We start from the raw sequence: 14,737 nt of genomic DNA on the forward strand, positions 1-14,737 counted from the left end.
ATTGCGCAAGGCCGCCAAACGTACAGTCAGCGATTTGTGGGATGAAATCGGAAAACTCCTTGATGCGTTCTCGCTAGACGAATGCAAAAACTATTTTGCGTCTTCTGGATATGTATGTGCTTAAATCAAAAATGCTCTAGTTTGTCATGGCGTGTGTTTCTGATCTTTATTGTGCAAACCGGATAATTCAAGCCGAGCAGCTCTCATTGGCCATACGGGTGTTGGGTTATTTGAGGCTGTTGACCTGCGAGGCGGCATGCTCTCTGGCACGGGCATCGCTCCAAGGCCTCACGGCCCCGGCAGGTTCGATGTTATCGCCCGTGTTGCTGACACAATAGTTGCCCGAGACGATGACCTCGTCCAGGCGGGCCCCTGCGGCGATGCGGGTGTATTCAAATAGGATGCTTCGCGTGATCTGGACGCCGGCCTCCAATCGGCAGCCGTGGCCGATCCAGGTGGGGCCGATGATGCGGCAGCCGGCCTCGATGTGCGCCCCCGGCCCGATGTAGACAGGGCCGGTGATCTCGGTATCTTCCCATTCGATCCGGGTATTCAACCCCGCCCATACGCCTTTGCGGATCTCGGCGCCGGGCGGGCGTAAATCCGCGATCTCTCCCCGCAGGGCGCGCTGTGTGGCCGACCAGTAATCGTACACGTTGCTGATATCCAGCCAGTTGAAATGCCGCCGCTGGGCGTAAAAGGGCAACCCCTGAGCGACCAGAAGTGGAAACAATTGACCGCCGATGTCAAACGGAAGGCCGAAGGGAATGAGGTCAAGCGCTTCGGGCTCAAAGATATAAATGCCGGTGCTCGCCCAATTCGAGAGCGCCTCGTCGCGTTGCGGTTTTTCCTGAAACGAGGTAATGCGACCATCGTCATCGCTTACAACGATACCGTAGCTCGACACCTGCTGCCACGGCACCTCTTTGACCACCAGGCTCACCAACGCCCGCTTTTGTTTATGTTCACGCATCGCAGCGCCGACGTCGAGATCAATCAAGGCGTCGCCGCACACTACCAGGGTGGTCTCATCAAAGAAACCGCCCAGGTCTTGAATCTTGCGCAGCCCGCCTGCGGAGCCGATAGGGTTTGGGAAGATCTTGTTGTTCTCGATGTGGCCTTCGAACGAATAACCGATCTGCACGCCGAGCCGCTGCCCGTGACCGAAATACTGCTCAATGGCGGGCGCCATGTGACTGGTGTTAATCATGATCTGCTTTATGCCTGCGCTTGCCAGGTGCTCGATCAGATATTCCAGCACCGGCTTGCCGAGCAGCGGCAGCATGGGCTTGGGTAAGTCGTGAGTTAGCGGCCGTAACCGGGTACCGCTGCCCGCAGCCAGTATCATGGCCTTCATGTAAATTCGTCCATCGTAGGAAGATGACGGGTTATGGAGCTGGCGAGAGGAGTCGAACCCCCGACCGGCTGATTACAAATCAGCTGCTCTACCAACTGAGCTACGCCAGCAAATCATACAAAACGCGCACAGCGCCTCGGCTCGCTCCCTTCTCCCCTTGGGAGAGGGATGGGGATGAGGGCTGAGCTACGCCAGCTTGAAATAAACTTTAGTGATGCCATCCGTACATTGTAGGCAGGGCTATGTGCGAAGGCAATTTATTCCGGGTGAGTGCCGGTATTTTGCGGCGGGATGAGCTTGAGTTGGGTGCTATCCACCTCCCGCAACAACTGGAGGCGTTTGATCTCCGGTCCCGGCGCCGGACTACCTGCGGCGGAATCAATGTGAGGATACTGGATTTGCCAAGCAAAAAATCCCAGGTTCAGCACCACCAGCAAGCCGAATAACCATTTCATTTCTCACCTCCCGCGATGATCGCAAGACCCTGTAATACCAGATCGGGTTCGTGTTTGAATGTAACGCTCAACAGCGGCATGAGCTGCCCGGCGTCGCCGCCTGTGATGAGCCAGGATTGTATCGCAAAACGGCTTGAGAGATCAGCCCGCGCGCGTTCGATCGCGGCGACGGCTGCATACAGTGTCCCTTGTAGGATGGCCTGCCCGGTGTCTTGAGCCAGGGGCGTAAGCTCTGAGACCTGTTGCTCCAGTGTCATGGGCAGTGTGGCGGTTTGGTTGCTGAGCGCTTTGCGCATCGTCGTAAGCCCCGGGAGTATCAACCCGCCCAGGTGCTTGCCTTCAGCGCTAAGGGTGTCGATGGTGATTGCCGTTCCACAATCAACAATGCAGGCTGCGCCGTGATGGAGATGGTGCGCCGCAATCAGCGCCGCCCAGCGGTCGGCGCCCAACTTTTCAGCGTCGCGGTAGGTATTGGTTACGCCGAAATCGTGCCTTGAGGGGGTAATAAACTCCGGCAGAAGGTTCCAGACATTGAGTGTGCAAGCGGTAAGCGTGGCGGCGAATTCTTCACCGCGCACATTGGAGACCACTAGCCGCGCGGGCCGCTCGCCCCAGACCGCGATGAGATCGTCCGGCGGGCACTCGCCGTGTGCGGCGCCACCGGTACCGCGAATAACGCCCTCTCTCAAAAAGCCCCACTTGATGCGGCTGTTGCCGATGTCGAGCAGCAATATACTCATAAGTTAGTAAGTGTGATGCATTGCCCGCTACGTTCCCGCCCCCTGTGCAGGGGGCGGGACAGGGTGGGGGTAGATAAAACAGGGTGTTTACTCAGGAGACATAAAGTATGACATGTAGTCTTACTTTGTAGCTCCTGAGTATGTTCTGCGTTCACTCAGTCCCTCGCACGCTCACCTCGCCCGAATGATAGGCGCGCGTCACGCCGCCGTGGGCAACCAGCAAGGCCCCTTGTTGGTTCACGCCTTGCGCCCGCCCGGTGACCGTGCGATCGGCAAGCTGCACGGTCACGTCTTTATCTTTCAGCAGATCGAGCCTGTCCCACTCCGGAAGAAAGGGCGCAAGACCGTTCTGCTGAAATTGATGGAGAGTAAGCAGCAGGTGTTGCAGGACCCTCCCGGCAAGTGCATTACGCGCGATCCTGTGGCCCACTATCTCGCGCAGGTCTACCCATGGCTGTGAGATGGCTGCTCCCGCAGGCATGGCGACGTTGATGCCGATCCCGGCGACGACATGACAAGGCCCTGCGGCCTCACCGGCCGTGTCCAGCAAGATACCTGCGAGTTTGCGCCCTTGCCAGAGTATGTCATTAGGCCATTTTACACCGATCCCGGTGATCCCCAGCGTCTCCAGGCTATTTGTGACAGCGATGCCGACGGCCAAACTCAAACCGGAGAGGGCGGGGATTTGTTCGGCAAAGCGCCACAACAGCGACAGATAGATGTTCCCGCCGAAGGGCGACAGCCACTGCCGGCCGCGCCGGCCGCGCCCGGCGTGTTGCCGCTCGGCGAGGCAGGCATAGCCGCCCGGCGCACCTGCATTGGCTTTCTGCAGCAGATAAAGATTCGTCGAGTCTACCTCGGTGAGGATATCGAGCCCGCTGAGCAGGCGGCGCGCCTTGTCATTCAAACCGGCGAGGATGGCAGAGCTATCCAACAGTTCCAGGGGCTCCGTCAGCCGGTAGCCTCGGCCGGGTACCGCATAGACCTCGATGCCGGATTTAACCAGGATTCGAATCCGCTTCCACACCGCGCTGCGGCTGATCTTCAAGGTGCGTCCCAGCTCGGCGCCGGAATGAAAGAACCCGTCAGACAGCAAGCCCAGCAGTTCGGTGTCAACGCCCACCGCGGGGTTGATGATGGTGTGCGCTCAATTCATGCACGGCCTCAATGAAGGCCGCCGCGTGTTCGGGTTTGACGTGTTGATGTATGCCGTGGCCGAGATTAAACACGTGGCCGCTGCCGGCGCCGTAACTCTTCAGGATGGTCTCGACCTCGCTGCGGATGCGTAGTGGCGAGGCGTATAACACGCAGGGATCCATATTCCCTTGCAAGGCTACCTTGTCACCGACACGTTTGCGTGCGTCGGCAAGATCGGTGGTCCAGTCAATGCCCAGCGCGTCGCAACCCGTCTCCGCCATCGCCTCCAGCCACTGGCCGCCGTTTTTGGTGAATAAAATCACCGGCACGCGCCGCCCCTCGTTTTCCCGTGTCAGGTCTTTTACAATTTTGTCCATGTAGCGCAGCGAAAACTCCTTGTAATCGCGTGGCGTTAGTACACCGCCCCAGGTATCGAAGATCATCACCGCCTGCGCGCCTGCGGCGATTTGCGCGTTGAGATAAACGGTCACGGCTCGCGCCAGTACCTCCAACAGCCGGTGCATGACGTCAGGCTCGTCAAACATCATGCGTTTAACCAGCGCAAATTCCTTGCTACCTTGTCCTTCCACCATGTAGGTGGCGAGCGTCCAGGGGCTGCCGGCAAAGCCGATCAACGGCACGCGGCCGCTGAGCTCGCGCCGGATCAGCCGCACCGCGTCCATCACATAACGCAGTTCCGTTTCCGGATCGGGCACACTGAGCGCTTCCACATCAGCCAGAGTACGCACCGGTTTCTGAAATTGCGGGCCTTCGCCTTCCGAGAAATACAGCCCCAGCCCCATCGCGTCTGGTATGGTGAGGATGTCGGAAAATAAAATCGCGGCATCCAGCGGAAAACGGTCAAGCGGCTGCAAGGTGACCTCACAAGCCAGTTCCGGCGTTTTGCACAGCGCCATGAAATCACCCGCGCGCTGGCGTGTGGCGCGGTATTCGGGTAAATATCTTCCTGCCTGGCGCATCATCCAGACAGGTGTGACATCTACGGGTTGACGCAGCAGGGCACGCAGGAAGCGGTCGTTTTTGAGTGGGGTCATAAGAACCAAAATTATTTGCTGGGTTTTTTCTTAACGGCCTTGAAACTCTGTGTCAGCCACTGTGCAAACTCGGCTTCGGTTAATTGGCCGGCGGCGAGCGCGGTCATCGCGCTTGCTACTTCCGCCTCGCTCACTATGGGTTGAAAGCCATTATCCATTAAAAACACCGTGCTGGTGAGAAACGCCGTGCGTTTGTCGCCGTCTATAAACGGATGGTTCTTGGCGATACCGTAGCCATACGCGGCGGCAAGCTCATGCAGTGTGGGTGCGCCGTAGCAAAACAAATTTTCAGGACGCGCCGGCGCCGAGTCGAGTAACCCCTTATCACGCACGCCATCGCTGCCGCCAAAAGTCGCAATGCATTCTTTATGCAGGGCGAGCACAACCTGGCGGCTCACCCAGCGCGGGGATTTCACTTCGCCAATTCACGCAAGGCGTTGCGGTAGCGGCGCATAACCTGTTTGCCCAATTTCATCTGGCGTTCAAAGTCAGGATCATAAGCAGTGATTTCATAGCCATTGGGCGTTTCCACCAAAAATACTTGATCGCCTTTTTCGGCGTGTAATTTGCTCAAGGCTTCCTTGGGCAGGATCACGCCGGTGGAGTTGCCGATCGCGGTCAGTTTCGCTTTAATCATGGCGGAGTCTCTCAGGTTATAACAATTGTTATATTTTATATTATAACAAACGTTATAACAAGGGCTTATACTTCCAGGTAATCCAATATCCCCTGCGCCGCCTCGCGGCCCTCAAACACGGCGGTGACCACGAGATCGGAGCCGCGCACCATGTCGCCGCCCGCGAAGATTTTCTGGTTGGTGGTTTGGTGTTTGAATTTACCTTTCGCAGGCGCCTGGATGCGGCCCAGCGCATCCGACTGAATATTGAAATCGGCGAACCACGGCGCGGGATCAGGCCTGAAACCAAAGGCGATGATCACCCGATCGGCGGGGATGATTTCCTCGCTGCCCGGCACCGGCTGCGGGGTGCGGCGTCCGCGCGCGTCCGGTGTACCCAACGCGGTGGTGACGACCTTCACGCCTTCCACTTTACCGTTGCCCACGATCTCGACGGGCTGGCGGTTCCACAAAAACTGCACGCCTTCTTCCTTGGCGTTGGCGACCTCGCGCCGCGAGCCAGGCATGTTGGCCTCGTCGCGCCGGTAGGCACAGACAACACTCGCCGCACCTTGGCGTATCGCGCTGCGGTTGCAGTCCATGGCGGTGTCGCCGCCGCCCAGCACGACGACGCGCTGTCCTTTCATGTCTATAAATTCGGACGCCTGCTTTTCCAAGCCAAGCTGACGGTTGATGTTGGCGACCAGGTAGGGCAGGGCCTCGTATACACCGGTCAGCGTTTCGCCGGGAAATTCGCCCTTCATGTATTTGTATGTGCCCATGCCGAGAAACACCGCGTCGTACTCGTCGAGCAATTCCTTAAAAGCGATGTCCTTGCCGATTTCGGTGTTGAGGCGGAACTCGATACCCATGCCTTCCATGAGCATGCGCCGTGTCTTCACGACGTGTTTTTCCAATTTGAATTCGGGGATGCCGAAGGTGAGCAAGCCGCCGATTTCCGGGTAACGGTCGTATACCACGGCCTTCACGCCGTTGCGAGTCAGCACGTCGGCGCAGCCGAGGCCCGCCGGCCCTGCGCCGATGATCGCCACACGCTTGCCGTTTACCACCACGCCGGACATGTCCGGCCGCCAGCCCTGTTTCACCGCTTCGTCGGTGATGTATTTCTCAATCGAGCCGATGGTCACCGCGCCGAAGCCGTCATTCAATGTGCAGGCGCCCTCGCACAAACGATCCTGCGGACACACGCGGCCGCACACCTCGGGCAGTGAATTGGTTTTGTGCGAGAGTTCCGCGGCCTCGAACAGATTGCCTTCCTGGATGAGCTTCAGCCAATTCGGGATGTAGTTGTGCACCGGGCACTTCCACTCGCAGTAGGGATTCCCACAGGCGAGGCAGCGTCCGGATTGTTCTGCGGCGCCCCTGGCGTCGAACTGCCCGTAGATCTCATTCGATTTATGAATGCGGATCACGGCGGGCGCCTTGGGCGGGTCCTGACGCGGGATGTCCAGGAACTGGAAATAATTGGGCATAGCGGAAACCGGACGGATTAGCGGTGTACGGCCACAGCGCCGCCGCCGGCGGACGCTGTGCGGGTGACGACCGGTTCGTCATGGATAGACTTGGGGCGCGGCATCAACAGGCTGTCGAGAGAGGCCGCCTTGGCCTTGACCAGCCAGAATTTCTCGATGAAGGTCTTGAAATTGCCCAGGATATTTTTCGCCCAGGCGCTGCCGGTCTCTTCAACAAATACCTCGATGAGTCCGCGTAGATGATGCTCGTGCGCCTCCAGGGTATGAATGCGGCGCAGGTCTATCAGTTCCGGGTTGTAACGCCCGGCGAAAGTATTTTCCAGATCAAGGACATAAGCGAAACCACCGGTCATGCCCGCGCCGAAATTGAGGCCGGTGGGACCGAGCACCACGACCTCGCCGCCGGTCATGTATTCGCAACCGTGATCGCCGATGCCTTCCACTACCGCGACAGCTCCGGAATTGCGCACCGCGAAGCGCTCGCCGGCCAGACCCGCCGCGTACAGTTTGCCGCCGGTGGCGCCGTACAAACAGGTATTACCGATGATGGTGGTCTCGTTGGACTTGAAGGCGCTGTTACGCGGCGGATAGATTACGATCTTGCCGCCCGCCATGCCCTTGCCGACGTAATCGTTGGCGTCGCCCTCCAGCACCAGGTGCAATCCGCCGGCGTTCCACACGCCGAAGCTTTGTCCCGCGCTGCCTTGCAGGTGGATGGTGATGGGCGCGTCGTTCATGCCCTGATTGCCGTGGCGGCGCGCGATCTCGCCCGACAGGCGCGCACCGATGGAGCGGTTGACGTTGCGGATCTTGTACCTGAAGATTCCACCGCGCTTGTGTTCGATGACATCCAGCATGTCGCGCACCATCTGTTCCGCGAGTTCGCCCTTGTCGAAGGGTTCGTTGCGCGGCTGCAGGCAATACTGAGGTTTATCGGCCGGTACGCCGGCGTTTGAAAGCAGCGGCGCGAGATTCAAGCGCCGCTGCTTGGCGGTTTCGCCGGGCAGGATGTGCAAGAGATCGGTGCGGCCGATCAGGTCGGCGAGGCTGTTGACGCCAAGTTTGGCGAGCCATTCGCGGGTCTCGCGTGCGACAAAGCGGAAGTAGTTTTCCACCATCTCCGGCAGACCGATGAAATGCTCCTTGCGCAGCGCATCGTGCTGGGTGGCGACACCGGTCGCGCAGGTATTCAAATGACAGATGCGTAAATATTTGCAGCCGAGCGCGATCATCGGCGCGGTGCCGAAGCCGAAGCTTTCCGCGCCCAGTATCGCAGCCTTTATGACATCGAGGCCGGTCTTCAGGCCACCGTCGGTCTGCAAGCGCACCTTGTCGCGCAGATTATTGGCGCGCAACACCTGGTGTGTTTCAGTGAGACCCAACTCCCAAGGGCTGCCTGCGTATTTTACCGAGGTGAGCGGACTTGCGCCGGTGCCGCCGTCATAGCCGGAGATGGTGATCAAATCGGCATAGGCCTTGGCCACACCCGCGGCCACCGTGCCCACACCCGCCTCGGCCACCAGCTTTACCGACACCAGCGCCTGAGGGTTGATCTGCTTGAGGTCGAAGATGAGCTGCGCCAAATCTTCAATCGAGTAAATATCGTGGTGCGGCGGTGGCGAGATGAGCGCGACGCCGGGGCGCGAATAACGCAGCTCGGCGATCATCTTGTTCACCTTCTCGCCGGGCAATTGTCCGCCCTCGCCGGGCTTTGCCCCTTGAGCGATCTTGATCTGCAACACCTCGGCGTTCACCAGATAGGTTGGCGTCACGCCGAAACGTCCCGCCGCGACCTGTTTGATCTTGGAGGTCTTTTCGGTCCCGTAACGGTGCGGATGTTCGCCGCCCTCGCCGGAATTGGAGCGGCCGCCCAAGCGATTCATGGCGATGGCGAGCGCCTCGTGCGCCTCGGGCGACAACGCGCCCAGCGACATTCCTGCGCTGTCGAAGCGCGGCAGGATGGATTCAATCGGCTCGACGTGCTCGAGCGGGATCGGTGTCGCATCATCGCGCACCGCCAAAAGATCGCGCAGCATCGCGGGTGGACGCTCGTTGACGAGCCGGGCGTATTCCAGATATTTGGTATAGTCGCCGGACTTCACCGCAGCCTGCAACGTTATGACCACATCGGGGTTGTAGGCGTGGTATTCGCCGTCGTAGATGTACTTCAGCAGCCCGCCCTGTGCGAGCGGCTTGCGCGGATTCCAGGCGAAACGGGCGAGCGCGCGTTGGTCCGATTCTATCTCGGCGAAGTCCGTCCCTTGCAGGCGGCTCACCGTGCCGGTGAAGCACATCTCGATCACTTCATCGTGCAGGCCCACCGCCTCGAACAGTTGCGCGCCGCGATAGCTCGCGATGGTCGCGATGCCCATCTTGGAGATGATCTTATAGAGCGCCTTGTCCACGCCCTTGCGATACGCACCAAGTACTTTATGATCTTTGCTGATAATCTCGCCATCGCGCATCATGTCGCGCAGGCACTCATAGGCGAGATAAGGGAACACCGCCGTCGCGCCGTAGCCGATCAGTACGGCGATATGATGCGGGTCGCGCGCGGAGCCGGTCTCCACCACAATGTTCGCGTCGCAGCGCAGGCCCGCCCGGATCAGACGATGGTGCACCGCGCCGGTGGCGAGCAGCGCGGGTATGGGCAAGGTGTCCTTGGCGATGGTGCGGTCGGACAAGACCAGAATCACCGCGCCGTTCTTTACGGCCTGAACGGCTTCGTCGCACACACGCTCGAGCGCCGCGCGTAATGTGCCGCCGGCCGGAGTGTTGAGATTGATGCGGGCGTGTGCGTAGCTCGGATTGTCCTGACTGAGCAGCGCGGCGAATTGTCCTTCGGATAGTACCGGCGAGGACACGGTGAGGCGCGCGGCGTGTTCGGGTTTTTCCTCAAACAGGTTGCGCTCGCGCCCGAAGCAGGTGGTGAGCGACATCACGATCGCCTCGCGCAACGGATCTATCGGCGGGTTGGTGACTTGCGCGAATTGCTGCCGGAAGTAATCGTACAGCGAGCGCGCATGATGCGACAGCACCGCCATCGGTGTGTCGTCGCCCATGGAGCCCACGGCCTCCTGGCCGCTCTCGGCGAGTACGCGCAACACCTGGTCACGCTCCTCGAAGCTTACATTGAACAGCTTTTGATGGATCAACACCTCCTGCTCGTCCAATGCGGCCTCCGAGTTGTCGCCCTGTGCCGCGCTAAGCTGTTGCGCATATTGATCCAGCCAGGCGCGATAGGGCTGGCGTTGCTGGAGCAGCCGGTCTATGTCTTGCGGTAACAAGAGCGTGCCGGTCTCGGTGTCGGCGGCGATCATCTGGCCGGGCTTGAGCCGGCCCTTGGCGACCACCTGGTCGGGCGGATAGGCATACACGCCGATCTCGGAGGCAAGCGTGATATGGCGGTCTTTGGTAATGACATAACGCGCCGGGCGCAGGCCGTTGCGATCCATGAGGCACGCGGCGTAACGGCCGTCGGTCATCACAATGCCGGCCGGTCCGTCCCAAGGCTCCATGTGCATCGAGTGATATTCGTAAAATGCGCGCAGCTCCGGGTCCATGGTCTTGTCGTTTTCCCAGGCGGGCGGAATGAGCAAGCGCATCGCGTGCAATAAATCCATACCGCCGGCGATAAGCGCATCGGCCATGTTGTCGAGGCTCAGGGAGTCCGAGCCGGTCATGGAGACCAGCGGGCGCACGTCGTCCATATCAGGGATGAGCGGGCTCACGAATTTTCGGCCGCGCGCGACCGACCAGTTGCGATTGCCCTGCACGGTGTTGATCTCGCCGTTGTGGGCGAGATAGCGGAACGGCTGAGCCAGCCGCCACTCCGGCCAGGTGTTGGTGGAGAAGCGCTGGTGATAGACGGCCAGCGCCGACTCGAAGCGCTCGTCGCGCAGATCGGGATAAAATACCGGCAGATTGGCCGGCATCACCAGACCCTTGTACGAGATCACCCGGCACGACAGGCTGGGGATGTAAAAGGTCTTGTCGTCCGAATTGAGCACCTTCTCGGCGCGGCGCCGGGCGATGTAAAGGTGGCGATCAAAGGTGGTCGTGTCTCGTAAAGAGGTGAGGCGTGAGGCGTGAGGCGTGAAGGGGGGATGTTCAGGCGCGTTGACGAATACCTGCTCGATGCGCGGCAGAGTCTTGAGGGCCTCGGCGCCGCAGGCCTCGGGATTGGTGGGCACGGTGCGCCAGCCGGCGACGCTCAGACCTTCCTTTTGCAGCTCCTCGCTGAGGCGCGCGCGGGCGCGTTCGGCGAGGTCGTGATCCTGATGCAGAAACAGCACGCCGACCGCGTAGTTCTTGCTGAGCGGAATGCCGAGTTCGGCGGCGATGGCGCGGAAGAAACCGTCGGGCTTTTTAATCAACAAGCCGCAGCCGTCGCCCGTCTTGCCGTCCGGTGCGATGGCGCCGCGGTGGGTGAGGCAGGCAAGCGAGCCGATGGCGGTCTGCACCAGACAATGGCTGGCCTGGCCGTCCATCTGGGCAATGAGGCCGAACCCGCAGTTATCCTTCTCGAACTCGGGGCGGTAGAGTCCGTCAGTTAGCGTAGTCAAGTTGTTCACGTTGCAACAGCCAGCCTGCCCGGTGGAGGGCGGTATTTAATGGATCAAAACGACCTATCAGTATACAGCCACATCGCAGGCTACTCAAATCTCAAGCTGGGTTTATGGAGCTGCGTCCAGGATGGACTCAGAACTTATCCATAAATAATTTACCGCAGAGGACGCAGAGGAATATCCTCAAGAAGGAGTTGTTTCTCCTCCGCGCCCTCCGTGGTGAAGCCTTTTTATCGCAAGGGACACAGGGATTATTTATGGATATGCTCTTATTCTGGGTTTTCTTAGGACAGATACGAGGGGTTGAAGACGCGGTCATATTCGGCGATGGCGTAACGGTCTGTCATACCTGCGATATAGTCGGTGATGATACGTGCGCGTCCTGTCATCCCCAGGTTCTGTTCCGACGTACAGGGACGTACTAGTGTCGCGGGAGGCAGGACGCCGGGAGCGACCGCCGTTTTCAGCCGGTTCGCGGGTTCCGGCGGCAACAAACCCGGTTCTTCCATGAAGGCCTCAAACAGGGCGCGCAAGATACGTCCGGCCTTGGCCGTCATTCGTATCACCCGGTAGTGGCGGTAAAGGTTTTCGCGGAGAAACCGTTTCAGTTCCAACCCCAGCTCACGCATCTCGGCGCTGAAGCCGATCAAGGGAGCAAGCTGTGCGCGCACCGACTCGATGTCAGCCGGGGCCGCCCCGGCAATGCGGTCACGGCTGGCCTCTAAAAGATCGGTGATCTGACGGTTTATCATGCGCCGTATCACCTCATGCACGGTGCGCCGTTCGGGCAGGGTAGGATAGCTGCGGGTAACCAGGTTGTATTGCTCGTGGAATAATTCGATCTCGTTGAGTTGTTCGATAGTAATCAGCCCTGCGCGCAATCCGTCATCCACGTCGTGGTTGTTGTAGGCGATCTCATCGGCCAGATTGGCGAGCTGCGCCTCCAGGCTGGGCTGGGTCTTGTTGAGAAAGCGCGCCCCCAGATCGCCGAGCTCCCGCGCCTTGCCGGGCGAGCAATGTTTGAGGATGCCCTCGCGCGTTTCGAAGGTGAGGTTCAGGCCCTGGAATTCGGCGTAACGCTCTTCCAATTCATCCACCACGCGCAGCGATTGCAGATTATGCTCAAAGCCGCCGTACTCGCGCATACAGGCATTGAGCACATCCTGGCCGGCGTGGCCAAACGGCGTGTGGCCGAGGTCGTGGGCGAGCGAGACCGCCTCTGCGAGATCTTCGTTGAGGGCCAGGGCGCGTGCGACGGAACGCGCGATCTGCGCGACCTCGATGGAGTGCGTGAGCCGGGTGCGGAACATGTCGCCCTCGTGGTTTACGAACACCTGGGTCTTGTATTCCAGGCGCCGGAACGCGGCGCTGTGCACGATGCGGTCACGGTCGCGCTGATATTCGCTGCGATAGGCGGGGGATGCTTCCCGAGTGCGGCGCCCGCGGGTTTGATCGGGATGGGCGGCGTAGGGCGCGAGTTGCAGCATTAGAGATGCACAGGCAGAGTGCGGCATTCGTCGAGTGTGGCGAGCAGGGCGCTTCGGTCAAAATCGGACGTGACTATCGCGCGCCCGATCCCCTTGAGCAGCACCAGACGTACTTTTCCATCCATGACCTTTTTGTCCACGGCCATGAGTTCCAGAAAACGCTCAGTGCTGATCCCGCCCGGAGCGCGGGGCGGCAGCCCGGCGCGTTCCAGTAAACGTTCCATCCGTTCAAGATCGGCGCGGTTTAACCAGCCCAACCGGCAGGAGAGATCTGCAGCCATGTACATCCCCGCCGCTACCGCTTCGCCGTGCAGCCACACACCGTAGCCAAGGGCGGTCTCAATCGCGTGGCCGAAGGTGTGACCCAGATTGAGCAGGGCGCGTTCACCGCTTTCTCTTTCATCGGCCGCCACCACCTCCGCCTTGTTGCGGCAGGAGCGTTCGATGGCGTAGGTCAGCGCATCGGGTCTGCGCGCACGCAGGGCTCCGATGTTAAGCTCCAGCCAGTTGAAAAATTCAAGATCGCGGATCAGACCATATTTGATGATCTCCGCAATCCCCGCGCCCAGCTCACGCTCGGGTAGTGTGTGGAGCGTGCCGGTATCGGCGATCACGCAGCGCGGCTGATGAAATGCGCCGATCATGTTTTTGCCGAGCGGATGATTGACGCCGGTCTTGCCGCCCACCGAGGAGTCCACCTGGGCGAGCAGGGTGGTGGGGATCTGGATGAAATTCACGCCGCGCTGATAACAGGCCGCGGCGAAACCGGTGATATCGCCGACCACACCGCCGCCCAGCGCGATCAGCGTAGTGTTGCGGCTGTGACGTTGAGTGAGCAGCGCATCAAAAACAGTATTAAGCGTGGAGAGGGTTTTGTACTCCTCGCCGTCCGGCAAGATAACCGTGTCGCACTGAAAACCGTTTAGGCCCGCGCGCACCTTGTCGAGATAAAGCGGCGCAACGGTTTCATTGCTCACAATCATCACCTGTCCGCCGGCGATGTACGGCCTCAATAATTCAGCCCGCCCCAACAGGCCGGCGCCGATGTAAATCGGGTAGCTGCGTTCACCAAGTTCGACAGTAAGAGTATTCATACGCTTAATAATAGGGCGGTGTCGGTAAGAAATAAAATCTTGCTTGGGCCGCCCCTCGGAATCAGATTACAAAATATTACCGCAGAGGGCGCTGAGGAAATGCCCTTTCAAACCACTCATAGGACGTATCGGTTGAAGCTCTATTATACGAATACCTCCGTGTCCTCTGCGGTGAGATTTTATCAGCTTAAATAAAGACATTTGTGGGTCCTACACTAGCCGTTAATCTGTTTAACAATGTCGCGCACCACACTCCCCGCGGCGCGCTCACCTGTTTCAACGATCAAATCCGCAATCTCCCGATAGAGCGGGTCGCGCTGCTTCACCAGTTGCGCCAGGCGCGCGGCGGGGTCATCGGTTTGCAGCAGGGGCCGGTGGTGGTCCCGGGCGGTGCGCTTGAGCAGGGTTTCCAAGGCGGCGTGCAGGTAAATCACAAAGCCGCGCGCGGCCAGGCAGTTGCGGTTTTTGGGATCAAGGATCACCCCGCCCCCGGTGGCGAGCACGATGCCCGTGCGCCGCGAGAGGTCGTCAATCACCACCGACTCGCGGGCGCGGAAACCCGCCTCCCCCTCCAGTTCGAAGATCAGCGGTATGGATGCCCCGGTACGTTCCTCGATCTCCCGGTCGCTGTCCAGGAACTCCATCTTAAGGGTCTTCGCCACCCCCCGGCCGATGGTGGTCTTGCCCGCACCCATGGGGCCGATGAGGAAGATATTCTTGGCGGTCTTCATACCG

General features: G+C 59.8%; 12 protein-coding genes and 1 tRNA gene. All 13 read right to left on the minus strand.

Going from position 1 to position 14,737, the window contains the following annotated elements; all coding sequences use genetic code 11:
• Nucleotides 1-226: 226 nt before the first annotated feature.
• The 13 genes from HY028_08960 to aroK all read right to left on the minus strand — a co-directional run bounded on the left by HY028_08960 (nt 227) and on the right by aroK (nt 14,733).
• Nucleotides 227-1,357, minus strand: a complete 1,131-nt coding sequence (locus HY028_08960) for an NDP-sugar synthase (protein MBI3344964.1) — start codon at nt 1,355-1,357, stop codon at nt 227-229.
• Between the two features lie 34 nt (nt 1,358-1,391).
• Nucleotides 1,392-1,467 (minus strand) — tRNA-Thr (locus HY028_08965).
• A 147-nt stretch (nt 1,468-1,614) separates the two neighbouring features.
• Nucleotides 1,615-1,812, minus strand: a complete 198-nt coding sequence (locus HY028_08970) for a hypothetical protein (GenBank protein ID MBI3344965.1) — start codon at nt 1,810-1,812, stop codon at nt 1,615-1,617.
• Nucleotides 1,809-2,552, minus strand: coding sequence for a type III pantothenate kinase (locus tag HY028_08975; protein ID MBI3344966.1), 744 nt, complete (start codon nt 2,550-2,552; stop codon nt 1,809-1,811). The genes HY028_08970 and HY028_08975 overlap by 4 nt, the downstream gene beginning before the upstream one ends.
• A 151-nt stretch (nt 2,553-2,703) precedes the next feature.
• A complete protein-coding gene (gene birA / locus HY028_08980; protein ID MBI3344967.1) occupies nt 2,704-3,657 on the minus strand; it encodes a bifunctional biotin--[acetyl-CoA-carboxylase] ligase/biotin operon repressor BirA in 954 nt (317 codons plus the stop codon).
• A gap of 7 nt (nt 3,658-3,664) precedes the next feature.
• Nucleotides 3,665-4,744, minus strand: a complete 1,080-nt coding sequence (hemE, locus tag HY028_08985) for a uroporphyrinogen decarboxylase (GenBank protein MBI3344968.1) — start codon at nt 4,742-4,744, stop codon at nt 3,665-3,667.
• Nucleotides 4,745-4,755: 11 nt separating this feature from the next.
• Nucleotides 4,756-5,160: a type II toxin-antitoxin system death-on-curing family toxin gene (locus HY028_08990; GenBank protein ID MBI3344969.1), complete on the minus strand. Its 405-nt coding sequence runs from the start codon at nt 5,158-5,160 to the stop codon at nt 4,756-4,758.
• The gene (locus HY028_08995; GenBank protein MBI3344970.1) at nt 5,157-5,381 is read right to left on the minus strand and encodes an AbrB/MazE/SpoVT family DNA-binding domain-containing protein; all 225 of its coding nucleotides are present in this window, start codon (nt 5,379-5,381) and stop codon (nt 5,157-5,159) included. The genes HY028_08990 and HY028_08995 overlap by 4 nt, the downstream gene beginning before the upstream one ends.
• Before the next feature lie 65 nt (nt 5,382-5,446).
• Nucleotides 5,447-6,853: an FAD-dependent oxidoreductase gene (locus tag HY028_09000; GenBank protein ID MBI3344971.1), complete on the minus strand. Its 1,407-nt coding sequence runs from the start codon at nt 6,851-6,853 to the stop codon at nt 5,447-5,449.
• A 17-nt stretch (nt 6,854-6,870) separates the two neighbouring features.
• Nucleotides 6,871-11,418 carry a glutamate synthase large subunit gene (gltB, locus tag HY028_09005; protein MBI3344972.1) on the minus strand — a complete coding sequence of 1,516 codons (4,548 nt, stop codon included), beginning with the start codon at nt 11,416-11,418 and terminating at the stop codon, nt 6,871-6,873.
• A 287-nt stretch (nt 11,419-11,705) separates the two neighbouring features.
• Nucleotides 11,706-12,908 carry a deoxyguanosinetriphosphate triphosphohydrolase gene (locus tag HY028_09010; GenBank protein ID MBI3344973.1) on the minus strand — a complete coding sequence of 401 codons (1,203 nt, stop codon included), beginning with the start codon at nt 12,906-12,908 and terminating at the stop codon, nt 11,706-11,708.
• The gene (gene aroB, locus HY028_09015) at nt 12,908-14,002 is read right to left on the minus strand and encodes a 3-dehydroquinate synthase (protein MBI3344974.1); all 1,095 of its coding nucleotides are present in this window, start codon (nt 14,000-14,002) and stop codon (nt 12,908-12,910) included. Before aroB ends, HY028_09010 begins: the two co-directional genes overlap by 1 nt.
• 215 nt (nt 14,003-14,217) lie before the next feature.
• Entirely contained in the window at nt 14,218-14,733 is a 516-nt protein-coding gene (gene aroK / locus HY028_09020; protein ID MBI3344975.1) for a shikimate kinase AroK, read from the minus strand.
• Between the last annotated feature and the right edge of the window lie 4 nt (nt 14,734-14,737).

It is taken from the genome of Gammaproteobacteria bacterium, assembly GCA_016195665.1.
Lineage (GTDB): Bacteria > Pseudomonadota > Gammaproteobacteria > SURF-13 > SURF-13 > JACPZD01.

Bases quoted from the DNA above. Each gene is read 5' to 3' on its own strand.
- HY028_08960 (MBI3344964.1), bottom strand. From the start codon at position 1,357: ATGAAGGCCATGATACTGGCTGCGGGCAGCGGTACCCGGTTACGGCCG.
- HY028_08970 (MBI3344965.1), bottom strand. From the start codon at position 1,812: ATGAAATGGTTATTCGGCTTGCTGGTGGTGCTGAACCTGGGATTTTTT.
- HY028_08975 (MBI3344966.1), bottom strand. From the start codon at position 2,552: ATGAGTATATTGCTGCTCGACATCGGCAACAGCCGCATCAAGTGGGGC.
- hemE (MBI3344968.1), bottom strand. From the start codon at position 4,744: ATGACCCCACTCAAAAACGACCGCTTCCTGCGTGCCCTGCTGCGTCAA.
- HY028_08995 (MBI3344970.1), bottom strand. From the start codon at position 5,381: ATGATTAAAGCGAAACTGACCGCGATCGGCAACTCCACCGGCGTGATC.
- HY028_09000 (MBI3344971.1), bottom strand. From the start codon at position 6,853: ATGCCCAATTATTTCCAGTTCCTGGACATCCCGCGTCAGGACCCGCCC.
- HY028_09010 (MBI3344973.1), bottom strand. From the start codon at position 12,908: ATGCTGCAACTCGCGCCCTACGCCGCCCATCCCGATCAAACCCGCGGG.
- aroB (MBI3344974.1), bottom strand. From the start codon at position 14,002: ATGAATACTCTTACTGTCGAACTTGGTGAACGCAGCTACCCGATTTAC.
- aroK (MBI3344975.1), bottom strand. From the start codon at position 14,733: ATGAAGACCGCCAAGAATATCTTCCTCATCGGCCCCATGGGTGCGGGC.